The organism is Nocardia sp. NPDC005978, assembly GCF_040614455.1.
Classification (GTDB): Bacteria; Actinomycetota; Actinomycetes; order Mycobacteriales; family Mycobacteriaceae; genus Nocardia.
On sequence record NZ_JBEXUS010000040.1, the window covers coordinates 15,770 to 37,702 of the forward strand.

At 67.3% G+C, this 21,933-nt stretch carries 22 protein-coding genes; 12 read left to right on the top strand and 10 right to left on the bottom strand.

Annotation, left to right across the window (positions count from 1 at the left end):
* Positions 1 to 124: 124 nt before the first annotated feature.
* Positions 125 to 1,360 carry an amidohydrolase family protein gene (locus tag ABZ319_RS19695; RefSeq protein WP_354987870.1) on the bottom strand — a complete coding sequence of 412 codons (1,236 nt, stop codon included), beginning with the start codon at positions 1,358 to 1,360 and terminating at the stop codon, positions 125 to 127.
* Between the two features lie 191 nt (positions 1,361 to 1,551).
* On the opposite strand from ABZ319_RS19695, the gene ABZ319_RS19700 reads away from it, so the two are divergent.
* Both ABZ319_RS19700 and ABZ319_RS19705 read left to right on the top strand, forming a co-directional pair.
* Complete coding sequence (locus ABZ319_RS19700) at positions 1,552 to 2,661, top strand: hypothetical protein (protein WP_354987871.1); 1,110 nt, start codon at positions 1,552 to 1,554, stop codon at positions 2,659 to 2,661.
* 211 nt (positions 2,662 to 2,872) lie between these two features.
* Complete coding sequence (locus ABZ319_RS19705; RefSeq protein ID WP_354987872.1) at positions 2,873 to 3,013, top strand: hypothetical protein; 141 nt, start codon at positions 2,873 to 2,875, stop codon at positions 3,011 to 3,013.
* Between the two features lie 377 nt (positions 3,014 to 3,390).
* Here ABZ319_RS19705 and ABZ319_RS19710 read toward each other — a convergent pair whose 3' ends face one another.
* Positions 3,391 to 4,218, bottom strand: a complete 828-nt coding sequence (locus ABZ319_RS19710; protein WP_354987873.1) for an alpha/beta hydrolase — start codon at positions 4,216 to 4,218, stop codon at positions 3,391 to 3,393.
* A 130-nt stretch (positions 4,219 to 4,348) separates the two neighbouring features.
* Here ABZ319_RS19710 and ABZ319_RS19715 point away from each other — a divergent pair, with 130 nt between their 5' ends.
* Positions 4,349 to 4,822 (top strand): adenylate kinase, encoded by a 474-nt coding sequence (locus ABZ319_RS19715; protein WP_354987874.1) that lies wholly within the window; start codon positions 4,349 to 4,351, stop codon positions 4,820 to 4,822.
* Positions 4,823 to 4,860: 38 nt separating this feature from the next.
* On the opposite strand, the gene ABZ319_RS19720 is transcribed toward ABZ319_RS19715, so the two are convergent.
* Entirely contained in the window at positions 4,861 to 5,298 is a 438-nt protein-coding gene (locus tag ABZ319_RS19720; RefSeq protein ID WP_354987875.1) for a nitroreductase family deazaflavin-dependent oxidoreductase, read from the bottom strand.
* Between the two features lie 135 nt (positions 5,299 to 5,433).
* Positions 5,434 to 5,979, bottom strand: a complete 546-nt coding sequence (locus tag ABZ319_RS19725) for a PadR family transcriptional regulator (RefSeq protein WP_354987876.1) — start codon at positions 5,977 to 5,979, stop codon at positions 5,434 to 5,436.
* 46 nt (positions 5,980 to 6,025) lie between these two features.
* Here ABZ319_RS19725 and ABZ319_RS19730 point away from each other — a divergent pair, with 46 nt between their 5' ends.
* On the top strand, positions 6,026 to 6,601 hold the full coding sequence (locus ABZ319_RS19730; RefSeq protein ID WP_354987877.1) for a peptide deformylase: 576 nt from the start codon (positions 6,026 to 6,028) through the stop codon (positions 6,599 to 6,601).
* A 183-nt stretch (positions 6,602 to 6,784) separates the two neighbouring features.
* Here the strand turns inward: ABZ319_RS19730 and ABZ319_RS19735 are convergent, their stop codons facing one another.
* Positions 6,785 to 7,630: an oxygenase MpaB family protein gene (locus tag ABZ319_RS19735; protein ID WP_354987878.1), complete on the bottom strand. Its 846-nt coding sequence runs from the start codon at positions 7,628 to 7,630 to the stop codon at positions 6,785 to 6,787.
* Between the two features lie 183 nt (positions 7,631 to 7,813).
* Between ABZ319_RS19735 and ABZ319_RS19740 the strand changes: the two genes are divergently transcribed.
* The 4 genes from ABZ319_RS19740 (at position 7,814) to ABZ319_RS19755 (ending at position 14,476) form a co-directional block, all read left to right on the top strand.
* Positions 7,814 to 9,463 (top strand): acyl-CoA synthetase, encoded by a 1,650-nt coding sequence (locus tag ABZ319_RS19740; RefSeq protein ID WP_354987879.1) that lies wholly within the window; start codon positions 7,814 to 7,816, stop codon positions 9,461 to 9,463.
* A gap of 112 nt (positions 9,464 to 9,575) precedes the next feature.
* The gene (locus ABZ319_RS19745; protein ID WP_354987880.1) at positions 9,576 to 11,642 is read left to right on the top strand and encodes a nitrate- and nitrite sensing domain-containing protein; all 2,067 of its coding nucleotides are present in this window, start codon (positions 9,576 to 9,578) and stop codon (positions 11,640 to 11,642) included.
* Between the two features lie 381 nt (positions 11,643 to 12,023).
* Positions 12,024 to 13,202 carry a hypothetical protein gene (locus ABZ319_RS19750; protein WP_354987881.1) on the top strand — a complete coding sequence of 393 codons (1,179 nt, stop codon included), beginning with the start codon at positions 12,024 to 12,026 and terminating at the stop codon, positions 13,200 to 13,202.
* Positions 13,203 to 13,258: 56 nt separating this feature from the next.
* Positions 13,259 to 14,476 (top strand): helix-turn-helix domain-containing protein, encoded by a 1,218-nt coding sequence (locus ABZ319_RS19755; RefSeq protein ID WP_354987882.1) that lies wholly within the window; start codon positions 13,259 to 13,261, stop codon positions 14,474 to 14,476.
* A 133-nt stretch (positions 14,477 to 14,609) separates the two neighbouring features.
* Here ABZ319_RS19755 and ABZ319_RS19760 read toward each other — a convergent pair whose 3' ends face one another.
* Positions 14,610 to 15,290 (bottom strand): helix-turn-helix domain-containing protein, encoded by a 681-nt coding sequence (locus ABZ319_RS19760; RefSeq protein ID WP_354987883.1) that lies wholly within the window; start codon positions 15,288 to 15,290, stop codon positions 14,610 to 14,612.
* 206 nt (positions 15,291 to 15,496) lie between these two features.
* The gene (locus tag ABZ319_RS19765; RefSeq protein ID WP_354987884.1) at positions 15,497 to 16,720 is read right to left on the bottom strand and encodes an oxygenase MpaB family protein; all 1,224 of its coding nucleotides are present in this window, start codon (positions 16,718 to 16,720) and stop codon (positions 15,497 to 15,499) included.
* Positions 16,721 to 17,080: 360 nt separating this feature from the next.
* Here ABZ319_RS19765 and ABZ319_RS19770 point away from each other — a divergent pair, with 360 nt between their 5' ends.
* On the top strand, positions 17,081 to 17,857 hold the full coding sequence (locus ABZ319_RS19770) for an alpha/beta hydrolase (protein ID WP_354987885.1): 777 nt from the start codon (positions 17,081 to 17,083) through the stop codon (positions 17,855 to 17,857).
* A gap of 15 nt (positions 17,858 to 17,872) precedes the next feature.
* Here ABZ319_RS19770 and ABZ319_RS19775 read toward each other — a convergent pair whose 3' ends face one another.
* The 3 genes from ABZ319_RS19775 to ABZ319_RS19785 form a co-directional block, all read right to left on the bottom strand.
* Positions 17,873 to 18,274: a hypothetical protein gene (locus tag ABZ319_RS19775; RefSeq protein ID WP_354987886.1), complete on the bottom strand. Its 402-nt coding sequence runs from the start codon at positions 18,272 to 18,274 to the stop codon at positions 17,873 to 17,875.
* A gap of 137 nt (positions 18,275 to 18,411) precedes the next feature.
* On the bottom strand, positions 18,412 to 18,903 hold the full coding sequence (locus ABZ319_RS19780) for a hypothetical protein (RefSeq protein ID WP_354987887.1): 492 nt from the start codon (positions 18,901 to 18,903) through the stop codon (positions 18,412 to 18,414).
* An 80-nt stretch (positions 18,904 to 18,983) separates the two neighbouring features.
* Complete coding sequence (locus ABZ319_RS19785; protein WP_354987888.1) at positions 18,984 to 19,835, bottom strand: SDR family NAD(P)-dependent oxidoreductase; 852 nt, start codon at positions 19,833 to 19,835, stop codon at positions 18,984 to 18,986.
* Positions 19,836 to 19,916: 81 nt separating this feature from the next.
* Here ABZ319_RS19785 and ABZ319_RS19790 point away from each other — a divergent pair, with 81 nt between their 5' ends.
* The 3 genes from ABZ319_RS19790 to ABZ319_RS19800 all read left to right on the top strand — a co-directional run bounded on the left by ABZ319_RS19790 (position 19,917) and on the right by ABZ319_RS19800 (position 21,893).
* Positions 19,917 to 20,327 (top strand): helix-turn-helix domain-containing protein, encoded by a 411-nt coding sequence (locus ABZ319_RS19790; protein ID WP_354987889.1) that lies wholly within the window; start codon positions 19,917 to 19,919, stop codon positions 20,325 to 20,327.
* A 95-nt stretch (positions 20,328 to 20,422) separates the two neighbouring features.
* Entirely contained in the window at positions 20,423 to 21,049 is a 627-nt protein-coding gene (locus ABZ319_RS19795) for a hypothetical protein (protein ID WP_354987890.1), read from the top strand.
* 37 nt (positions 21,050 to 21,086) lie between these two features.
* The gene (locus tag ABZ319_RS19800) at positions 21,087 to 21,893 is read left to right on the top strand and encodes a serine hydrolase (protein ID WP_354987891.1); all 807 of its coding nucleotides are present in this window, start codon (positions 21,087 to 21,089) and stop codon (positions 21,891 to 21,893) included.
* Positions 21,894 to 21,933 lie beyond the last annotated feature (40 nt).

Consider the following 21,933-nt stretch of genomic DNA (forward strand, 5'->3'; position numbering starts at 1 on the left):
CGTCGTGTCGAGTCCGCCGCTACCGGCCGGATTTGCGCGTTCATCTCCGAGCCGGGCGCCCTCGAGGCCCGGCCGCCCCCGCTGGTTCGGCGAGTTCGCTACGGATTCGTGTCCGTTCGATACTTCACTCGCTCGGCTCCGCGTACACCACGCCTTCCTTCATCACGAAGTCCACCTTGCCGGTCACCTCGATGTCGGCGAACGGGTCGCCCGGCATCGCGACTATGTCGGCGATCTTGCCCTTGGCCAGCACACCGAGGTCGTCCAGCCCCAGGAGTTCGGCGGCCACGCTGGTGGCCGCGCGGAGCGCGCGGACCGGGGTGATCCCGTTGGAGACCATCGCGGGGAACTCGCGCCAGTTCTCGGCGTGCGGGAACATCCCGGCGTCGGTGCCGAAGGCGATTCGCACCTCGCTGGCGGCGATCAGGTCCGCGCCGTCCAGCAGGGTTTTGTGGTGTTGGTGGAACTTGCGGCGTTTGAATGCCGGTTTGCCCGCCCAGAATTCGTCGTCGTCGACGTGGCGGGCGTCCTGGAGGACCGTGAACTGGGTGGGGATCAGGAAGACGCCGTGGTCGGTCATCATCTGGAGGGAGGTCGCGTTGGCGAGATTGCCGTGTTCGATGCTGCGGACACCCGCGCGCACCGCGCGTTTGATGCCTTCGGCGCCGTAGCAGTGCGGGGTCGCGGGGCGACCTAGGTCCTTGGCGGTGGCGACCAGGATGTTCATTTCCTCCTGGCTGTAGGTGGTGTGCGAGGGGTCGTCCGACGGGCTGGAGAAGCCGCCGGTCGCGCCGAACTTGATCCAGTCCGCCCCCGCCCGGATTTCCTGGCGTACCCGGGTGCGGATCTCGTCCTCGCCGTCGGCGGCTGCCATCTCCAGAACACGATGCGGCCCTTGTAGATTCGCGTCGAGGATCGCGCTGAAGTCGCCGTGGCCGCCGCGGGCGGAGATCAGGTGCGGCGCGACCAGCATGCGCGGGCCGACGATCTTGCCGGTGGCGATGGCGTCGCGCAGATCCAGGACGCTGAAGCCGGGGTCCGCGCCCATGAGGTCCCGGATCGTGGTGAATCCGTTGAGCAGCAGGGTCCGCAGCGTGGCCAGCGAGCGCAACGCGACGGCGGTGGGGGAGAGGGTGAGGGCGGAGACCAGGTCCGGTGTCACGGTCACGTGGGTGTGGCAGTCCATGAACCCGGGGGTCACGGTGTGCCCGCTCAGGTCGATCACCCGTGTGTCCGGGGGAGCGGTGAGTTTCGCTCCGATCGTGGCGATGCGATCCGCGTCGACGAGGATGTCGCGGGGGCCCGCGGGTTTGTCGGTCAATCCGTCCCAGAGATTCGCGCCACGCAGGAGAACGGCCATGGTCATCCTCTCGAATCCGCCGATTGCAGTGCGCCGAGCCGATCACTCGAATTCGGAATGCGAACGTATGTTCCCAGGAGAATGTGGTGCGGGGAACATAGATGAGTTCCCCGTCGCGCGGTGACTATATGACTTCGTGACGTTCACCTTCTAGCTTCGGGATGACAGTAATCCACCTCAGAAGGGTCGACATGCTGCACACCGATATTCCCTCCCGATCCGAACTCGAAGCTCTGGTCAACGCCTCCGCGCCGTGGTCCGTGTCGATCTACACCCCGACCGAAGCCGATACCGCGAGCCCGGAGGAGAACCGCATCGCGTTCTCCAATCAGACGCGCGAGGCCCTGGAACTGGTGGAAGACCGGAAAGCGCGATCGTCCCTGGCCGAGGAACTCGAGGATCTGATCGATGACGAGGACTTCTGGCGTTTTCAATCGCGCACATTGGTCGTGCACGCCACTCCCGAACGCATGCGCACTTTCCGAATTCCCAATCGACTCGAGGCCGGCGTCACGGTCGGCGAGCGATTCTTCGTCAAGCCGCTGTTGCGGGCGGTCACCTTCCCCCAGTCCGCGTTCGTCCTGGCACTCGCCGAGGGCGCGGTCCGGCTGGTGGAGATCACCCCGGACAGTCCGGCCGCGGAGGTGCGCGTCCCCGGGCTGCCGACCAGTGCCGCCGATTACGCGCGCAAGTCGTCGCTGAGCGGTCGCGCGCCCAAGGGCCGGATTCAGGGCACCGAAGGCCGCAAGCTCCGTGTCCGCCAGTACGCGCGGGCGGTGGACCAGGAGTTGCGCGACCTGCTGACCGGGCGTGACCTGCCGCTGATCCTCGCGGCGGCCGAGCCGATCGCGGGACTGTTCCGATCGGTCAACAGCTACGACGGGCTGCTCGAGGAGACAATCGCGGGCAATCCCGAACACCTCACCGACGAGGAGCTCGCGACCCGGGCGCGCGCGATCCTGGACGACCACTACGCGCGCGAACTGGCCGACCTGCGGAGCCTGTTCGAGCTACGCCGGTCCGAGGGCCGCGGCACGACGGATCTGTCCGATATCGCACGCTCCGCGACGTTCGGCATCATCGACACCCTGCTGGTGGATATCGATGCGACCATTCACGGCACGATCGCGGAGTCGGACGGATCCCTTACGCTAGCAACGGAATCGGAGGCGGATACACCGGGTGTCGTCGACGAGATCGCCAGGCGCGTCCTGCTGTCCAGCGGCCGGGTGCTGGCGGTGCGTGCCGCCGATATCCCGGACTCGGCGCCCGCCGCGGCGATCCTGCGTTACGCGATGTGAGCGGATTGCCGGCCGTTTCGGGCGACCTGTCAGCAAACCGGTCGTTCGGCCGGTTGTGTTGCCGTTCGAGCCTCACTGTCATCCACGTGAACGCTAACCGTTACCTGACGGAAAACCGGCAGCAAAACTACTGATCGATCATGAATAGGTCGGCATCAGTCGACTGACCGTAAGCCTGACCGGTTAACTCCACTCAGAAGGAGCGTTTCTCGTGCGGGTAATCAACGAGGCCGACGTCCCGACTCGCGAAAAATCGCAGGGACCCGTCGTGGCCGTCTGGCCGGACCCCAGTCCCTTGAGTCAGTGGTGGGACGCGATCATGGACGGCGATCCCGCCGCCGGCGGCCGGTAGTCAGCTCACGTATCCCGCCGCCGGTGGCGCGGGCGGTCCGGACGCCTTGCAGCTGATAGGCATCCGGACCGTCCCGGGTCCGGACAGCGGCGACCTCGCAGGACGCCGGTGCGATGCGGGCCGAGCGCGACAGCGGGAGTCTGATTTTCGCTGCCGCACCCCGCGGGGGTGCATTCACCGGTGCCGACACGCGAGTCACCTTGTACCACTTGCTGTCCGGACGTTCCGAAGCTAACGCATCCGGGCATTCGCCCGGGTGGCGTTTGCCCCCGAGCCCGGCAATTCGGCACTCCTAGTCGGTGACATGACACAAACTGGTCGCTTGATGTGCGGCCCGAGCTGTGCGTGCGCCGACCATCACGCCTTCAAGCCGGCCATCACGCCTTCAAGAAGGTCAGCAGGTCGTTGTTGAAGCGCTCCTTGTCGCCGGGGACCATGGCGATGCCGTGCGAACCGCCTTCGTAGACCGTCAGCGTGGCGTCGGGGATCAGGGTCACGCCTTTGCGGGCCGTCGCGTCGATGGGGACGACCTGGTCGTCGTCGCCGTGGATGAGCAGGGTGGGGACGTCGAACTTCTTCAGGTCGTCGGTGAAGTCCGTGTAGGCGAACGCGTCCACGCAGGCCACGCCGGCCTGGATGTTCTCCTGCATCGCCATCAGCCAGAACGCGTCCTTGTTGCCCGGGGTGGCTTTGGTTCCCTCGCGGTTCGCGCTGAAGAAGCCTTCGGCGGTCTCGTGCCAGAACTGGGAGCGCTCGTTGATGATCCCGCTCTTGATCTGGTCGAACACCGATTCGGGCACGCCTTCGGGATTCTGTGGCGTCTGCACCATCAGCGGGGGAATCGCGGACAGCAACACCGCCGAACGCACCCGGTCGGTGCCGTGTTTGCCGATGTAGCGGGCCAATTCGCCGCCGCCCATCGAATGCGCCACCAGCGTCACGTCGCGGACATCGAGGTGGTCCAGCAGATCGCGCAGGTCATCGGCGAAAGTGTCGAAGTCGTAGCCGGTCCACGGCTGGTCCGACCGCCCGTGCCCGCGCCGATCGTGTGCGATGCCGCGGAAGCCGTGGTCGGCAACCCATTTCATCTGGTCTTCCCAGGCATCGGCGTTCAACGGCCACCCGTGGATGAAAACCACCGGGCGACCCGAGCCCCAATCCTTGTAGTGGATTCCGACTCCGTCACGCGTCGTACACACAGGCATGAATCCTCCTAATACGGTGAACCGGACTAGATGGTCATTGCGAGACGCCAACCAACGCTAGGAGCGGATCCGGCGGCGAACAACGTGTCGGCGGACACTGTTACCGAATGGCAAAGGGGAGGGGCCGGGTATGAACAGGGTGGTGGTGCTCGGTCGAGGCGGGGCGGGCAAGTCCACGTTCGCGGTACGGCTCGGCGCGGTTACCGGGCTGCCCGTCGACGAGCTGGACAAGCATTTCTGGTCCGCCGACCTCACGCCGCTGACCGGCGATCAGTGGGAGATCGTCCAGCAACGACTGACGGTCGCGGACAGCTGGATCCTCGACGGCGATCTCGGCCCGTATGACGTTCTCGGCACTCGCCTCGGGGCCGCAGACACCGTCGTCGTGCTGGACTTCGCGCTCTGGCGATGCGCCTGGCGCGCGGCCCGTCGCTCCCGCGAGAACCTGGTCTTCTGGCGCTGGCTGATCGGGTACCGGCGACGCAGCCTGCCCGTCGTCATGGCCGCGATTGCCGAGCACGCGCCGGCCGCGGACATCCATGTGCTGCGCACCCAGCGCCAGGTCGACGAATTCCTCTCGGGGCCAATGACTCCGGCCCCGTGACTGTCTGCCGGTGCCGGGCTCGGACCGCCGGATAGCGGTCACACGGGTGTGAGGACACCGTACAGTGCACTGCTGGATCCGTCGCCGGCCTGGCGAACCTGAACCGGCAGCTCCGGCGCTTCGCTCGGCAGCACCCGTGGCTCGCTCAGCCGATAGCGCCGTCCGCGATGCACGAGCTCGGCCGCACCCGCGGCCTGGATGTTGCGTACCCAGTCCGATCCGGTGCCGTAGTTCAGCAGCACGGAGATTGTGCCGTCCTGCACGAACGCCATGACCGGCGTTCGGAATGTCTTGCCGGACTTGCGGCCTACATGCTCGATCAGCGCGTAGTTCGGCAGCCGTGGCGCCCACAGGCGCTGCACCGGGTTGGTTACGTACCGGTTGAGCTTCGCCACCGTGCGCATGCGACGCGGCCCCAGCAGCGACGACAGGCGTACCGCCGTGGCGGCGACGGCGCCGGAGAATCCGTTCGACATCGTGTTCCTCCCCAGAACAATTCTGCCCGAACGACTTTGCTCCCGGTGTCGGAGCTTGTCAACGGGACGCCGCGACGTGGATCAAGGCTGGCGGACGGTCGCGACGACGGTTCGTGTCACACGGCGGTATCGGGGTCAACGAGGTTTGTCGAGTTTATCGATGTCGGTGAGTACCTTTACGTGCCAGTCGATTTCGGCTTGTATCCGCATGACTGCGTGTTCGACGATGAGATCGTCGGCGGCGGTCTGGTCGGGCCAGCGCCGATCGGGCTGGTGCTCGATCCGCGAACGGCGGGCACGCAGCGCCGCGAGGCGGTCCTCAAGGTATCCACGCAGCACTTCGCGATCGAGATCACCGCTGACCGCGAGTGCGAGATCGATTGGGTCGGGGCGGATGTCGACTTCGGTGAAGGCCTCATCGCGCAGGGCCCGCAGTTCTCGGTGTCCTTCACCGGTGATCTCGTAGACCGTGCGGGCGGGCAGCGCGCCGTCCTGTTCGGTACGTACCGCCCGGATCAGTCCCTCGTCGGACATGCGATGCAGGGCGCCGTAGAGCGAACCGGGTTTGACCCGTGACCACAGGTCGGCTCGGTCCAGGCGGGCATCACGACGGAGCTGATGGCCGTGCATGGGACCGCGTGTGGCCAGCGCGGCAAGGACGAACAACCGGGTCTCGTTCACGTCGCTAGTCTGACACGACTACTCAAATATGAGTACTCTGCGGTGCATGGCTGTTCGACCGATCCTCATTGCCGGCGACCACCGGCTGACCACACCCGCCGTTCCCGTCACCGTCTTCGACAGCGACCTCGCCGGGTTCATCGACGACCTGTACGACACCAACACCGCCGCCAACGGTGCGGGTCTGGCGGCGAACCAAATCGGTGATCCGCGTGCGATATTCGTCTACGACCTGTTCGACGCGGGCCGACGCCACCGCGGCCACGTCATCAACCCGGTCCTGGAAACCTCGGCGATCCCCGAGACGATGCCCGACCCCGACGACGACCTGGAAGGATGCCTGTCCGTGCCGGGCGAGTGGTATCCCACCGGGCGAGCACACCGGGCCACGGTCACCGGCTCCGACATGACCGGGCAATCCATCACGGTCGAAGCAACCGGCTACCTCGCCCGCTGCCTGCAGCACGAGGTCGACCACCTCGCCGGCCGCCTCTATCTCGACCGCCTCATCGGCCGGAACAGGCGGGAGGCCCGACGAATGATCAAAGACCGACAGTGGACCCGTCCCGGCAACAGTTGGCTCCCGAGCGGTGACTCCCGGACATCCGCGCGTCAGCGCTGACCCCGTGGGGTGAAGGCCCCCGGTCGTGGCGGTCGTGCGCTCGGAACGACGCAGTGTGCACAGCGGAACCGGCCCGCAGGAAAAGTCGCCGGTGTGACGCTCGAACAAGTCGACCAGTCGCGGCCGCGCCCCCACAGAAATAAGTTACTAAAGATTCTACTTTTGTACGCGACGCGCCGGGACCTAGACCAGTGGCTTGCCCGCGGCGCGGCGGCGACGCATGTCGCGGAGATAGGTGTCCAGGGGGTAGAGGCGCCAGCGCTCGGGCAGGCGCTGCATGACGCGGCCGATGGTGCGCATGACGACCTCGAAGGCCCGCTGGCGGCGGGGACCCCAGTCCAGGCCGAGCTGATCCCGAAAGTGTTGCGGGAGAAAGCCGGTGGTGAAGAACCGGTTCAGCCGGCGCAGCGCAAGGCGGCGGCCGCGGCCGTAGGGCGCGAGATCGACGACCTGATCGAGCAGGTAAGCCTTGACCTCGGCATCGAAGGAGAGTTCGGGAAGTTTGTTCTGCCAGTAGCGGGCGAAGGTGGCGCGGTCGGCGGGCCACTGTTCGGGCCGCATCTGCAACGTCGTGCCGAAGCGAGCGGCGTGGCGATAGAGGGTGTCGGCGAACTCGTCGTCGGGCGGGCCGTACAGCAGGGTCAGCGCGTCGGCCACGCCGCGGTAGATGCAGGCCGCCACCCAGAGCTGCAGGTTCGGGTCGAAAGCGTTGTAGGAGACCGCACTTCCCGGGCTCGACCGCACGTGGCGGTGCGAGGTGTTCGTCGCGGCACGGTAGGCGGCGCGGTCCTCGTCGGTGCCCAGCATCGCCACCGCGAGGTAGGTCAGCGTCGTGCGTCCGCGCTTGGCCGGGCGCAGGGCGTAACTGCCGCTGGACACGGTGCTTTCCACGACGCCGCGCCCGACGGGCGGCAGGCTCAGCTGCATGATCACGTTGGCCGGGCCGCCCAGCAGTGCCCCGGCGCCCGCGAGATACGGGCGCGCGTCAGCGGCGGATTCGGCGGCGGAGTTCTCTATCGGAAGTGCCATCACAACCCTGCGAATCGATGAGATAAGTAGGGCTAAAGTCTCTCAGAGCGACCCGGGTCAGGCAACGGACCTTCGAACCCGAACTCGAGATTAAGTGAATGACAATTCTCACCTTGCGCTACGCTTCGGGCATTCAGTGGCGCCCGGCGCGGATGCGTCCGGGCCGCGGCGAGTGGAGAACCGATGGGAATCACCAAGCAATCACCGCGTCAGGTGCTACGCACCCTGACCGATTCGGCGGCGGCCCTGGCGGTGCTGAACAAACGTGGGATGCTCGAGCTGCGCGACCCCCGCGAGATCGTTCGATCACTGCGCGACGCCGAAGTGTTCGGGCCGTTCGTCACCGTGCTGAACCACTCCGTGCGGCGAAACCCGCACTCGGTGGCCATCATCGACGAACGCGGTCCGCTCACTTTCGCGCAGCTCGACAAACAGGCCGACGCGCTGGCGGCCGGACTGGCCGCGGCGGGGCTGCGGCCGGGTGCGGTCGTGGCGACGCTGTGCCGTGACCATCGCGGCATGGTGCTCGCGCTGCTCGCGGCGGGCCGGCTGGGTGCGCGCGTGGTCCTGATGAACACCGGCTTCGCCAAACCACAGTTCGCCGATGTGGTGCAGCGCGAGCAGGTCGCGATGGTTCTGCACGACAGCGAGTTCCTCGATCTGCTCGCCGCCATCCCGGCCGCGATTCCCCGCGTGCTGACCTGGGTCGACGCCGAGGACAAGGTCGATCGCCGGGCGGTCACCACCGACGTGCTGATCGCCGCCCACGACGGCGGTTCGGTCCCGGCGCCCGACAACCCCGGCGGCATCGTCATTCTGACCAGCGGAACCACCGGAACCCCCAAAGGCGCTCCGCGCGACAAGGTTTCACCCCTACAGTCGGCGCAGTTCCTGGATCGGGTTCCGCTGCCGCGCGAGAACACCTTCGTCATGGCCGCGCCGATCTTCCACGGCACCGGACTGTCACAGCTCACCCTGGGCTGGGGCCTGGGCAACGCGATCGTGTTCCAGCAGCGCAGGTTCGACGCCCGCCGCACGCTGGCCAATATCGCCGAATATCGCGCCGCGGCACTGATTCTGGTGCCGACCATGCTGCAGCGCATCGTCGATCTGGGCCCCGAGGTGCTCGCCGAATTCGACACCTCGTCACTGCGGGTGATCTTCGCCGCCGGATCGTCGGTGTCCCCGGACCTGAGCCTGCGCACGGCCGAGGCCTTCGGCGATGTGCTGTACAACCTGTACGCCTCCACCGAGGTCGCGGTCGCCGCGGTGGCGACACCGCAGGATCTGCGCGCGGCCCCCGGAACGGTGGGCCGCCCGCCCGTCGGCTGCCGGGTGGCCCTGTACGACGACAAGCGCAAGAAGATCAGCGAAGCGGGCGTGATCGGCACCATCTTCGTGTCCAGCGGACTGAGTTTCGGCGGGTACACCGACGGACGGCACAAGGAGATCGTCGACGGTCTGCTCTGCAGCGGCGATATCGGCCATTTCGACGCCGACGGACGGCTGTTCATCGACGGCCGCGATGACGACATGATCGTGTCCGGCGGCGAGAACGTCTATCCGCTCGAGGTGGAGAACCTGCTCGCCGGGCGACCGGACGTGTTCGAGGCCGCGGTGATCGGGGTCGCCGATCGGGAGTTCGGAAAGCGGCTGCGTGCCTTCGTCGTTCGCGCACCCGAGGCCACGACCACGGCCGAGGAGATCCGGGAGTACGTCAAATCCAATCTCGCACGGCACAAGGTGCCCCGGGACGTGGTGTTCATCGACGAACTGCCGCGCAACGCCACCGGGAAACTGGTGCGGAGCCGGCTCGAGACGATCACGGACTGACCGAGCCGCAGCGGGACGCCGCTATCGCTTGGCCGTCCTGTCCAGAACAGCGACGGCCAAGTTGGATGAACTGTCCTATCGGTGCGGAGCGACGCAGATCACACTTCGCGGAATGTCAGATGTCGCAGCGGCTTCGAAGGCCGACGATCTCGAGCGGGCCGCATTCACCTGGAAATCACTGCTCGCGGGGCGCGGTGGCCGGGACCGCAAGGTTTCGGGTGGCAGGTTCGGGGTGCGCGCACGCCTGCTGACGATCGTGCTCGTACCGAGCCTGACCTTGCTCGGCGCGGGTGTCGGCGCCGCCGGATACCTCATCCTCGCGGGCCGGGACGCGCGACAGTGGGCCGAATTGGCCAGTGCCACGCTGGGTCCGGCGGTGCGGATGGTGCAAGCGTTCCAGGAGGAACGCCGCCTGTCCGTGCTGCACATCGGCGGCGACGAATCGGTCGCCGTGTATCTGACCACCGCCCGCCAGCGCTCGGACGACGCGCTGCTCAAGCTCCGGCAGCAGGGGATCGACGCGGCCCGGATGCGGGCCGACTTCGCCACCGACATCAGCGGATACGACAAGCTGTACGAGCAGCTGCCGGGGCTGCGGGCAGCCGTGGACCGTCGGGTGATGGCCCCGCAACCCGTCGTGGCGGTGTTCGGGTCCATCATCGACGTCATCATGTCCGCCACGCTCCTGGCCGGGCGTGCGGCCCCGTCCTCGGATGTGGCCACCGAACTGTCCAAGGGACTGGGCCCCCTGCGGGCCAGTGAGGCGCTCTCGCGCGCCGGTGCGCTGGCCTCGGTCTTCGACACGCTGAGTGTGGAGCACTTCGTCGAGTTCAGCAATGAGGTCGGCGAGTTGCGCGCCGAAATGAGCTTCGCCACCGGCATTCTGGCGGGGCCCAGGCTCGACCAGCTGAACGAGCTGTTGGGCGGCGAGGATTGGCGCGGTGTCTTCGCGTTCCAGAACGAGCTGCTGGGCCGCGGGGCGAAGTCCACCGCCGCGGACAAGCCCCGCGGCGAGGCGACGGCCGACGAGACCGACGCGCTGGCCGCGGGTATGCGGATCCAGACCAGGCTGGTCGCGCTCTGGGAGGGCCAGACCCGCGACGCGCAGGACATCGCGGTGCGTAATTCCGAAGCCACGCAGCGCAACTCACTGCTCGGCGGACTGGCGGCGATGAGTATCGCGATCCTGGGGTTCCTCGTGGTGTTGCAGTTGGCCAACCGGCTCATCGCGCGCATGCACCGGTTGCGGGTGCAGACCTTGGAGCTGGCCGATCATCATCTGCCCCAGGCGATGCGGCGCGTCGAAGCGGATCCCCCGCTCCGCACCGACACGCAGCAGCAACTGGATTTCGGCACCGACGAGATCGGTCAGGTCGCCGACGCCTTCAATCGCGCGCACGGCGCCGCACTAGCGGCGGTGTTCGCCGAGGCGAAGCTCCGCGCCGGGGTGAACTCCGTCTTCGTCAACATCGCCCAGCGCAGCCAGGTGATCGTGCACAAGCAGCTCGAGATTCTCGACTCCGCGGAACAGCGCGAGGAGAGTCCGGATCGTCTGGACCTGCTGTTCCGGCTGGATCATCTGGCGACCCGGGCCCGGCGCAACGCCGAGAACCTGATCATTCTCGGTGGCGGCACCCCCGGACGGCGCTGGCGAAAGCCGGTGCCGCTCATCGACATCGCGCGCAGCGCGGTCGCCGAGAGCGTGGACTACCGCCGGATCTCGGTGGCGAAGATGCCCGATGTGCACCTCGGTGGCGCGATGGTCGCGGACCTGATCCACATCCTGGCCGAACTCATGGACAACGCCACCGCCTTCTCTCCGCCCGAGTCGCGGGTGGAGGTCACGGGGCGGATCGTGGGCAAGGGCGCGGTCATCGAGATCGTCGATCAGGGCCTGGGCATCCCCGACGCGGACGTGGAGATGCACAACGCGCTGCTGGCGCAGCCGCCCAGCTTCAGCCTCGAGACTCTCGTCGAGGACGGCAGACTGGGGTTGTTCGTCATCGCGACCGTCGCTGCCAGGCACCGCATTTCGGTGCGGCTGCGGGAATCGCCGTTCGGCGGGATCTGTGCGATCGTGCTGATCCCGACGCAGCTGATGGGTATCGGTGCGCCCGAGGCGGCGACGATGGGGCACGGCCCGCACGGCGTACCGGGGCAGGCGAGTCTAAGTTACTGACGCTTCTCACATTGGTTCACTCAGAGAAGGTGACACGTCCCTCCGCGAGCGCAGATAACACGCCTTGTACAAGGCAGATTGAAAACGGCGATTTGCAACACCACATGCTCCCCCCGTGCGCTATGTTGGTGAAGATTCCGCACAATGTGTAGATTGGAAGCAGCTCGGCGGCCATCCCACTCCGCGCAGCAACACGGGGGTGGCCGCCGAGCTGTCGAAGGGATGCGGCGCGCCGGTCCGCGGATGATCGCGTCGCGCCGTCCCGACCGGCGCGTGATGCCCGAATTTTGCCGCCCCTTATCGGGTGTCACGCGCCCGGTCATCGCCATCGATTCCCACTACCGCAGGACAACGTCGTTCGCCCATCGCCCGGAAGATCCCATGACAGAGCACCCCACCGCCGCGAACGACCTGCTGTCCGATGCCTGGCGCATTCTGAGCGGGTTTCATCCGGAGTTGTCGGACTTCCTGCGCGGATCCAGCGTGGAAGAGCTCGAGCGACCGGACGGCGGCGCGCTGCGCATGTTCAAGGAATGCGGGGCCACCGGACTGATCGTCGCGAAGAGCGCCGGGGGAGTTGGGGCCTCGGCCGAGCAGATGGCGCACATATACCGTGCCATCGGCTCGCGTGCGCCCTCGCTCGCGGTCGCCTCGTCGTTCCATCACATGTCCCTGGCGGCACTGATCGAACTGACGGCCGCGGGTCCCGCGGCCGAGCGTGAGGCGGTGCAGTTTCTGCTGGCCGCGGGCGCGCTGGTGACCTCGGGGTTCGTCGAGGACATACCCGGCGGCGGCCGGACCCTGCCCGCCACCACCCGCGTGCGCGGGGAGGGAAACCGCCTGCTGGTGGACGGCTACATCCGACCGTGCTCGATGGCGCGGTCGATGGATCTGGTGCTGTGTCCCAACGAATTCCATGGCGCGGGTCTGGGCATCGCCGTGGCGGCCGCGGGTTCTCCGGGGCTGTACCCGAGCCGGTCGTGGAACAGCCCGCTGTTGCGCGCGACCGAGACCGAGGAGCTCGTGCTCACCGGTGCGCCGGCCGCGGCGCTGCTGTTCGGTTCCGAAGCGGCGCAGCCCGACATCGAGCGCATCGCGCAATCCTGGTCGTCCATGCTGGTGGTGGCTTCGTATCTGGGTATGGCGACCGCGCTGATGCAGCGGGTGCTCGACCTCGGGGTCCGCGATCCGGGATCGTTCGCGTCGGCGGCCGCGGCGGTCGAGTCATCCTGGAGCGCGCTGCTTTTCGCATGTCGCGAGTTCGACGCCGGTGCGCGCGACACCGCCGCGGCGGTGCGGATCATGTACGTGCGATGCGCCCTGCGCGACAATCTGTCCCGCATCGCGGCCCATCTCATCGAGTCGATGGGCGCGGGTGCGTTCGGCGACAACTTCGAAATGCCCTACCTCGCGGGATGCTTGCACGCGCTGGCACTGCACCTGCCCAGCCGCGGTCGCATCGCCTCGCACCTCTACGAGTTCCATCGCAGCGGCGCCTTCGATCCGCCGATCCCGCCACCGTCCGCCGACCGGGCACCGGGTGAGCGGGTTTCACACTAGCGTTGGCCCTCTGCTCGACATTATCGGTTGCACTATCTGATCGGCCCGCGGGAAACATGACCACATCGACCATCACCGAGGCGGGGACGGCCTGGCTGCGCCGCCTGGTGCCCGATCTGCTGGACCACAATCAGCTCGAAACGATCGTCGCCTACACCGACGAACACATACTGCGCGACGTCCCCGAGATCGACACCAAGGTCCTGCGCGCGAACCTGCACGCGAGCTCGCTGGCGCTGGGGCGCACGATGCTGCCCGGGCTCGTCACCGGCCTCACCCCCAGCGATCTGCCGGACGAAGCACATGTACTGGCCGAATCGCTGGCCTATGCCGGATTGGATCTGCGGATCCTGCTGCGTATCTATCGATCCGGGCAGCAGGCGATGATTCGCGCACTGTCCGATCAGATCAAGCGATCCGCGCTCGAGCCCGGTGTGGCGGGGGAGCTGGTCATGCATTCGGCGGCGTGCGTCGCGGACTGGGCGGGCACGTCGGTGGAGACGCTGAGCGGTGTGTTCGCCGCCGAGCACACCGTGGACCACGCGGGCCGGTTCGCGCGTCGCCGGGTCACCGTGCGGGCGATCGTCGCGGGCGCACCCATCGATCCGACCGTGGCGCAGCATCGGCTCGGCTACGTCCTGGACGACGCGCACCTGGGGTACGTGCTGTGGCTCGACGACGACGCTCCCGGCACGCTCGCCGATCTCGAACGCACCGCCCAGCGCATCGCCGCGCACCTGGACGCGCGCGGCTGTTTCACCCTGGCCTGCGGTCCCCGGGCGCTGTGGGCGTGGGCTCGCACCGCCCGCCACGCCAGTGTCGAGGTGTCGCGGATCGCGGCCGAGGGGCCGGTGCGCGCGGCGTTCGGGCTGTCCGCACCCGGCATCGCGGGCTTCCGCCGTACCCACCTGGAAGCCCTTGCCGCCCAGCGCATGCTGCGGCTGGCCGCGCGCCCGGGCCATATCGTGCTGTACGACTCGATCGAGCTCGAATACCTGATCGGGCAGAACCCGGAGGCCATGCGCACCTTCGTCGAACGCGAGCTGCACGGGCTGCTCGGCGCCGACCCGACCGCGGTTCGCCTGCGCGAGACCCTGGGCTGCTACCTGGAGTCGATGTGCAGCATCGAGTCGACCGCCAGGGAGCTGAGCGTGCACCGCAATACGGTCCGCTACCGCCTCGAGCAGATCGAGCAGCTGCTCGGTCACCCGGTGGACAGCCGCCGTCTCAAACTGGAGGTGGCGCTCAGATGCGCGGCCTCGCTGACCGATTGACCGAGCACGCGGGCATGTTCCACCCGGTGTGCCAGGCCGCGCGGCGTCGGGCCCCGGGAGGGGAGTGCCCGGCGTCGTGCCGGCGGTACGCGGTGCGAAAACCGCTGCGGGGATGCGGAAGTGACGGCCGCGCTCAGTGCGCGGGACGCGGTTCGAGCATCGGGACCAGGAAGTCGCGCGCCAGGCCCGCCAACTGCTCGTCGTCCTCGATGTCGACGATCTGGCTCGGGATCGCCAGGAACGAGGCGCAGATCCGGACCATCACCTCGGCGACGACCTCGATCCGCACGTCGCGGGAGATCGTGCCGGCGCGCTGTTCCTGGCGCAGCTGCAGGACCACGAACTCGCGGACCATGGCGACCGCGCGCCCGCCGTCGCCGATGAGCGAGGCGATGAACTGGTCCGGTTCGGCGGCGATCATGGTGCCTATCAACGGGTTTCCGCGAAAGGTGCGCAGGGAGCTGACGAAGCCCTGCACCACGCGCTCACCGGGGGTCTCGGCTTCGGCGATGTCGATGAGGAACTGGTCGAAGTAGCGGCGGAACTCACGCAGAATGACCTGTTCGACCAGGTCGTCCTTGGTGACGAAACGCCGGTAGACGGTGATGCGCGAGACGCCCGCCTGGCGGGCGACGTCCTCCATGGTCGAGCGCTGGATGCCCCACTTCTGGAAGCGTTCGTCCGCGGCGTCGAGGATGCGGGTCCGCACCGGATCGGTGTCGTCGGCGGTGTCGGTGGCCTGCACGGCGGCGAGGTACGCGCGTTCGAGGAGCGACTTCGCGAGGGGCGTGGGGTGTACGTGCTCGGATTCCACCGATGTCCTCCTGCGACAGCTCAACTGGCGTTCACTGACCGATGACGCCGCCATCGCGTTCCGGGTGTGCAATCACGTGGCATAGTGCACATCGTCGATGATACGTCCGGGCGTTAACTGTTTCGCAGCCGGTATTCGAGGGGGCGGGGCCGGCGAAGAGTAGCGATCTGGTTCGCCGGCCCCGGCGCCGCTCGGACGTGCTCGAATCAGCGGTTGGTCAGCGGGATTTCGATGCTGACCGGCATGCGCAGCTCGGCCAGGTACCACATGGCGAACTGGCGCAGGAACTCGTCGAACATCCAGTAGGGGATGTCGACCACGGGCGCGATGTTCAGCGCGCCCTCGCGCACCGCGACGAACGGCCCCCATGCCACTTCCAGCAACGGGCTCCAGACGGGCTCGCGCGGGATGTGGAGCCAGTCAGCGATCTTGTTGCCCATGACGTATCGGGTGAACGCGCCCAGGATGCCGCGGCTGAGCAGGCTCAGATCGAGGTTGGCGCCGAGGTTGAGCAGCTGGTCGGCCAGGTTGATGCCTTCGGCGGTCGGCGCGAGCACCGGGTCCAGGACCTGCTGGGCCTGGGACTCGGCCTGGCCCCACGAGGCGGGGATGTATTCGTCGCGAATGCCGATCAGGTGCCCCGCCAGCTGCCAACTGTGCAGGTAGCCTTCGGATTCGGCGGTCGGGATGCGGACCTGCCAGGCGTTGAGGGTGCGCATGATGGTGGTGGCCAGGCTGTGCCAGGTGACCATGAGATCGTCCTGGCTGATGGGGGTGACCCCGGCGGGCCAGTACGGCGACTGCGGCAGCAGGTTGCGCACTGCCGCGTGGATGATGCGGGTCTTGACGCAGGTCACGATCATTTCGCCGTCGGTGCCGTAGGCGTTGACGGTGCCGATGTCGTAGCCGAACTTGGCGGTTTTGGCGATGCGGTCCTTCAGGTGTGAGCCGCCGCGCGAGTAGTAGACCGCCAGGGCCTCGTGCGGGATGACCGTCGACATCATGCCGCTGGCGAAGGCGTAGAGCACGCCCAGGTAGAGCCCGCGCTTCTTGTTGAATTCGAAGGAGCTGGCGAGCTTGCCGTGGTCGGCCCAGGACGGGAGTTGGCGGGCGTGCTCGATGAAGGAGGCGAACTCTTTCGGGAGCCCGGCCGGCAGCGGCTGCCCGTTGTGGGTCCAGCCGGCCAGCAGCTGGTTCACCCGGGGAACGTCCTCGTTGTTCATCACCGTGGCCAGCACCGAGTCGGCGTCGGGGTCGAACAGCGTCAACGGGTCCGCGCCGCCGCCGCTGCCGACGATCGAATCGTTCGGCGACCACGTCCACGGTTCTGCTCGCGCGGTTCGCGCTACCAGTGCCATGGCGCCGGCCGCGCCCAGAAGCCCGCCGCCGACGCGCAATGCGTCACGCCTGCCGAGTTGGTGTGCACCCATGCCATTCCCTCTTCATTGAGTCTTTGATACAAAGACACGCGAGGCGTATCAATGTATCTTCACTACAGCACACCGTGACTGCCATCACAACCTCCGGATTCGGACACCTGCTCGGAAAGATCTCCCGCTAGCGACCGGCAACGCGCCGCGACCGAGCGGGGCTGGGGCACAGGGTCTTCCGGCTGGGCGCAGTTGGCCGTCACACCGAAAACGAAAGCGAAGGACCGCGTGATGAACCTGTGGGTTGTCGTTCAGAATCTGCTCAACCAGCTCGATCTGGGATCCTCCGGGAGCAGCGGGCCGAGGTACTGACCGCGTGGCGTCCCCGCCTGACCGGTTACCACGAAGGAGAATTCCGGTATGAGAACTGGAGCAAAGGCCGCGGCGACGGCACTGAGTCTGGCAGCGGCGAGCGCGGTGCTGGCCGGCCCGGCCGCCGCCGAACCGGCAAAGCCCACAATCGTTTTGGTGCACGGCGCGTTCGCCGACGCCACCAGCTGGGACGGGGTCGCGAGCGGCCTGCGCGCCGACGGGTACCGAGTCGTGGTGCCCGACAATCCGTTACGCGGGCCCGGCAGCGATGCCGCGGCCATCGAACGGACGCTGGCCGGGATCGACGGGCCGATCGTGCTGGTCGGACATTCCTACGGTGGCGCGGTGATCACCAATGTCGATGATCCGGACGTGAAGTCGCTGGTCTACATCGCGGCGTTCGGGCCGCAGCAGAACGAACCCGCCGCCGTGGCGATCAACCCGCTGCAGTTCCCCGGAAGTCGCCTGCTGCCACCGGCGTTGGCGGTGAAGCCCTCCGAGTCCGGTCTGGACGCCTATGTCGAGCCCGCGTACTTCCACGACCTGTTCGCCCAGGACGTGAGCCCGGCGACGGCCGCGAACATGGTCGCGCATCAGAAGTCCGCGGCGGTGATCGGCAATGTCGAGCTGTCCGGCCCGGCGGCGTGGACGAAGACGCCGAGCTGGTATCTGGTCTCGGCTCAGGACCGCGTGATTCCGCCCGCCGCACAGCGTTTCCTGGCGCAGCGGATGAACGCGCACACCAGCGAGGTCGACGCCTCACACGCCTCGCTGGTGTCCCAACCGGCCGCGGTCGTGGCCGTCATCGAGGAGGCGGCCGGGTAGGAGCCTCTGGGTCGATCAGGCCGGGCGCCAGGTGCTGATCGCCCAGATCACGACGATGTCGAGGGCGATGATCACGATCGACCACCACGGGTAGTACGGCAGCCAGAGGAAATTCGCGACCAGCGAGATTCCCACGATCGTGATGGCCGCGACGCGGCCCCAGGTGGCGCCGGAGATCAGGCCGGCGGCGCTGAGGATCAGCACCGCGCCCAGCGCGACGTGGATCCAGCCCCAGGTGCTGATGTCGAACTGGTAGGTGTAGTTCGCGCCCACGACGAACAGGTCGTCGTCGATGACCGCGGCGATGCCCTGCAACAGGGACAGCACGCCGAGCACCATCAGCAGGATCGCGGCGCCGATCGAGGTTCCGGCCGAGAAAGCCTGGCGTCCGGAATGGTCGGTTACGGGTGTGGTCATGCCGATTCCCCTCTCCGGCGGGGCGCGGTTGCGGCCCCGCAGCGGTTGCGATCATCGCGCGGGGGCGGGGCGCGGCGCTTCATCCGATCCGGGTGATTGCGCCGACTGCCTCCGGACCGGTGCGGCCCGCCGTGGTCTCAGGACGGGGGATCGGTGTCCTGGACATGGGGAAAGAGGTGGTCGAAGCCGACGGCGAACGAGTTGTCGCGGGGGTCGACCATGACGGTGAAGGTGTGCCCGCGGACCAGTTCTCGATGGTGATCCAGGGTGCAAACGGCGGTGAAGGCGGTGAATCGGTCACCGCTGATCTCGACGGTGAGATCGGCGGTGTCCGGGTTCTCGCCACCGGCGCGAATCTCGTCGACCGAGATGATCCGGGCTGTTCCCGGGACGCCGGCGGATTGGAATCTGCGTTCGTTGGCGCGCCATTGGACGGTGCTCACCACCAGCGCCACGCCGATGGGAAGGGTGATCACGCCCGTGCACAGGCCGTCCGCCCACCCGCCGCCGGTGAGTGCGAGCAGTGGGCCGAGTGCTATCAGGACCACCCCGATCAGGTACGTGAACGCGCCCGCACGCGGGCCTATGAGTTCGACCTGACTCGGTTCGTCGTTCTCGGCGGCGGTCATGCGGCGGTGCCCTGTTCGATCTCGTCGTTGATTCTTCACCGGTGCTTCGGGGACTAACCCCGCCCTGCTGCCTATGAATCCTATTCAGCGGTAACAGCATTGGAAAGCAGTTGCCGTGTGAGCACGACGAGTCGTTCGGCAGCTTCTGGATCGAGGGTTGCCAGGTCGAGCGGCAGGGTTTTGCCACGGTCGATCGCGGTCAGACCGGCGGCCGGCGGATGGTCGAGGAAGCCGTGGATCGGCTCCACTGATTGCTCGACCGTGCGGGCGAACAGGACGGCGGCGGTGCGGATGAACGCGCGGGCCGGGGCGGGAAGTGGGCCGAGGTCACCGCTTTTGGTGAATCCCGGGTGGTAGAGGACATAGGGGATTGGGTCCCGGGGCCGGGTGGCGTAGGACGCGCCGAGCAGATCGTTGGCACGGCCGGCCTGGAGCTGGGCGCGAACGGTGCTGTAGCCCTGCGCGAGTTGCAGATCGTCCCAGTAGATCTTGCCCGCGGTGACACCGACGCCCGCCACGTTGACGATCACCGGATGCGCGCTGCGCGCCAGCAGCGGGGCGAGTTCGTGGCCGAGGAGGTAGCGGCTGAGGTAATAGAGCGCGAAGGTCCGCTCGAGCCCTTCGGCGGTCAGCGTGCGCCGCCGTGATTGGCGGTTCGCGAACAGGCACAGCGCGTCGATCACCTCGTATCGACCGGCTATGTCGCGGATGGCGGTGCGGGTGTGCGCGATGCCGGAGAGGTCGGCGCGGATGAACTCGAGCCGGTCGCCCGCGCCGATTCGGTGCGCCTCGGCGGAGATTCGCGCACCCTTGGCGGGGTTGCTGCCGATCACGAGCACGCGATCGCCGCGCTCGAGCCGCGCCAGCGCGAGTGCGCGCCCCATGCCGTCGGTGCCGCCGCTGATGACGATGACGCGGGGTGTCGTGGACAAGGCGAAGTCCTTCCGGTGGTTACCGATGGTGCGTACTGGCATCATCGGTAACCGAGAACTCCCGGGGAAGAAGGCAGTTTCATGTCCGCTGCGAACATCGATGTTCCCTCCATGGTCAGCGCGGATTTGCCGAGCCCGGTCCCGGCCCGGGAGTACGAGGAGTGCGCGGTGACCGATGTCCTGCGCCGCGTCGGCGACAAGTGGTCGATCCTGGTGATCGTGCTGCTGGGCAAACGCCCCCACCGCTTCAACGAACTCCACCGCGGGATCGAGACGATCAGCCAGCGGATGCTGACTCGCACGCTGCGCGCCCTGACACACGACGGCCTGGTCCGCCGCGAGGTGTTCCCGACGACCCCGCCGGCCGTCGAATACAGCCTCACCCCGCTCGGCCGCTCGCTGCTCACACCACTGTCCGCCCTTGGCGACTGGGCGGTCGAGCATCAACCGCAGATCGCGGCGGCCCGAGCGACGAACGACGCGGCCGTCTGACATCGACCGGTGCTGATTTACTTGCCTCCGTGAGAGTTCGGGACGCGGGCAAGCGATTCTGGTATCTGCGGCGGCGGTTCGCGCCGTGGCGGCGGGTGACGCAGCCGTTCCATATCGCCATCGAGAACACCTATTTTCGGTACGAGGTCCCCGCGGGGGCGGCGCGGGTTCCAGGGTTGGAGGAGGGGCGACATCCGACGCCGCGGACCGTTCGCAAAGAGCGGCGGCAGCGTGAGCGCGAGGAGAAGCTGGAGGGACTCAGCGGGTGGGAATGGGTGTGGAAGCTGCCCTTTCTGCTGGTGTTCTTGCTGGTGATCGTTGTGCTCGGGCAGGCGCTCGAGTTGCTGGCGTTGGTGCTGTGGTTTGTGCTTTTCGCTGTCTCGCTGGTCGAGATGGCCGCGCAGGTGGTTGTCGGTGTGCCATTGCTGGTGGCACGAATGTTCGGGGTGGTGAGCACGCGCGTCGATGTTTTCCGGGAGCAGGGAAACCACTTGGCGTCGCTGACGGTGTTGCGCGTGCCGGGTTACTGGCGGGCCGGGCGACTCGTCTCCGCGCTGGCGGAACACCGGCGTACGGCGGATCGGCCGTTCGACCCGATTCACGATCCACGGGTTTCAATGCTGTTGCGGGAGTACGAAACCGTGGTGGTCAGCCATGCGAGTCTCTACGCCGAAGCCCAGGCATACGCGCCGATGGCAGAGCCGCGGCATCGCCGTGGATGACGAGCCGGTGCGGGAGTCACCTCGGTTCGAGGGGGAGGTGGATGGTGTCGTCCCGATCTACAGCGTCGCCAAGATCTTCACCGCCGCCGCGGCACTGCTGCTGTTCGAGGAGTCCGATCCGATCGGATCCTTGACCTCCGTCGCTCCCCGGTTCGCCGGTATCACCGTCGGCGATCTGCTCACCCATCGCTCCGGGCTCGGCGATTACGGCGCTTGGCCGGACTACGCCGACTCGGTCGCACGACGGGGAACGCCTTGGCCCGCAGAGCTTCTGCTGGATCGCGTCACGATGAATCCGCCCGGGCAATTTCACTACTCGAACATCGGCTACTTCTTGATCCGCCGGGCACTCGAAGACGCTTGTGGTGGAACGTTTTTCGAGGCGCTCGACAATGCCGTGCTCGAACCCCTCGGGGTATCGGCGTTTCCTTTCGAGCATCTCGAGGATTGGGGGCGGTGCGCGCCGTCGACGGTGCCCGATGTCTCGAACTATCATCCGGGCTGGGTCTATTCGGGAACCTTTGCCGCGACAGTGAATTCGGCCGCACGGGGGCTCTCACGGCTGATGTCCGGCGGGCTCGGGGACATTGGATCGCGGATGGCCCGCACATATCCCGTGGCAGCGCCCGGACATCCCTGGACCGAACCGGGTTACGGCTCGGGATTGATGACCGACGGCCGGCCGCCGACCGTGGTGGGTCACGGCGGCGACGGCCCGGGCTTCACACTGTTCGTCGCGTCCACGATCGACGGCCGGCGGGCGCGCGGTGTCGCGGTTCCCGCTGAAATCGGCTCGACCGGTCTGGTGGTCGCGAGCGATCCGAGTTTAGGCTCTCCTCAATGAGGATCGGCTTATATGAAGTGCATTGCAGCGTGCGTTTATC

Coding starts and splice junctions, on each gene's coding strand:
- ABZ319_RS19695 (WP_354987870.1), bottom strand. CDS start 1,360: ATGGCCGTTCTCCTGCGTGGCGCGAATCTCTGGGACGGATTGACCGAC.
- ABZ319_RS19700 (WP_354987871.1), top strand. CDS start 1,552: ATGCTGCACACCGATATTCCCTCCCGATCCGAACTCGAAGCTCTGGTC.
- ABZ319_RS19710 (WP_354987873.1), bottom strand. CDS start 4,218: ATGCCTGTGTGTACGACGCGTGACGGAGTCGGAATCCACTACAAGGAT.
- ABZ319_RS19715 (WP_354987874.1), top strand. CDS start 4,349: ATGAACAGGGTGGTGGTGCTCGGTCGAGGCGGGGCGGGCAAGTCCACG.
- ABZ319_RS19720 (WP_354987875.1), bottom strand. CDS start 5,298: ATGTCGAACGGATTCTCCGGCGCCGTCGCCGCCACGGCGGTACGCCTG.
- ABZ319_RS19730 (WP_354987877.1), top strand. CDS start 6,026: ATGGCTGTTCGACCGATCCTCATTGCCGGCGACCACCGGCTGACCACA.
- ABZ319_RS19735 (WP_354987878.1), bottom strand. CDS start 7,630: ATGGCACTTCCGATAGAGAACTCCGCCGCCGAATCCGCCGCTGACGCG.
- ABZ319_RS19740 (WP_354987879.1), top strand. CDS start 7,814: ATGGGAATCACCAAGCAATCACCGCGTCAGGTGCTACGCACCCTGACC.
- ABZ319_RS19745 (WP_354987880.1), top strand. CDS start 9,576: ATGTCAGATGTCGCAGCGGCTTCGAAGGCCGACGATCTCGAGCGGGCC.
- ABZ319_RS19750 (WP_354987881.1), top strand. CDS start 12,024: ATGACAGAGCACCCCACCGCCGCGAACGACCTGCTGTCCGATGCCTGG.
- ABZ319_RS19755 (WP_354987882.1), top strand. CDS start 13,259: ATGACCACATCGACCATCACCGAGGCGGGGACGGCCTGGCTGCGCCGC.
- ABZ319_RS19765 (WP_354987884.1), bottom strand. CDS start 16,720: ATGGGTGCACACCAACTCGGCAGGCGTGACGCATTGCGCGTCGGCGGC.
- ABZ319_RS19770 (WP_354987885.1), top strand. CDS start 17,081: ATGAGAACTGGAGCAAAGGCCGCGGCGACGGCACTGAGTCTGGCAGCG.
- ABZ319_RS19775 (WP_354987886.1), bottom strand. CDS start 18,274: ATGACCACACCCGTAACCGACCATTCCGGACGCCAGGCTTTCTCGGCC.
- ABZ319_RS19780 (WP_354987887.1), bottom strand. CDS start 18,903: ATGACCGCCGCCGAGAACGACGAACCGAGTCAGGTCGAACTCATAGGC.
- ABZ319_RS19790 (WP_354987889.1), top strand. CDS start 19,917: ATGTCCGCTGCGAACATCGATGTTCCCTCCATGGTCAGCGCGGATTTG.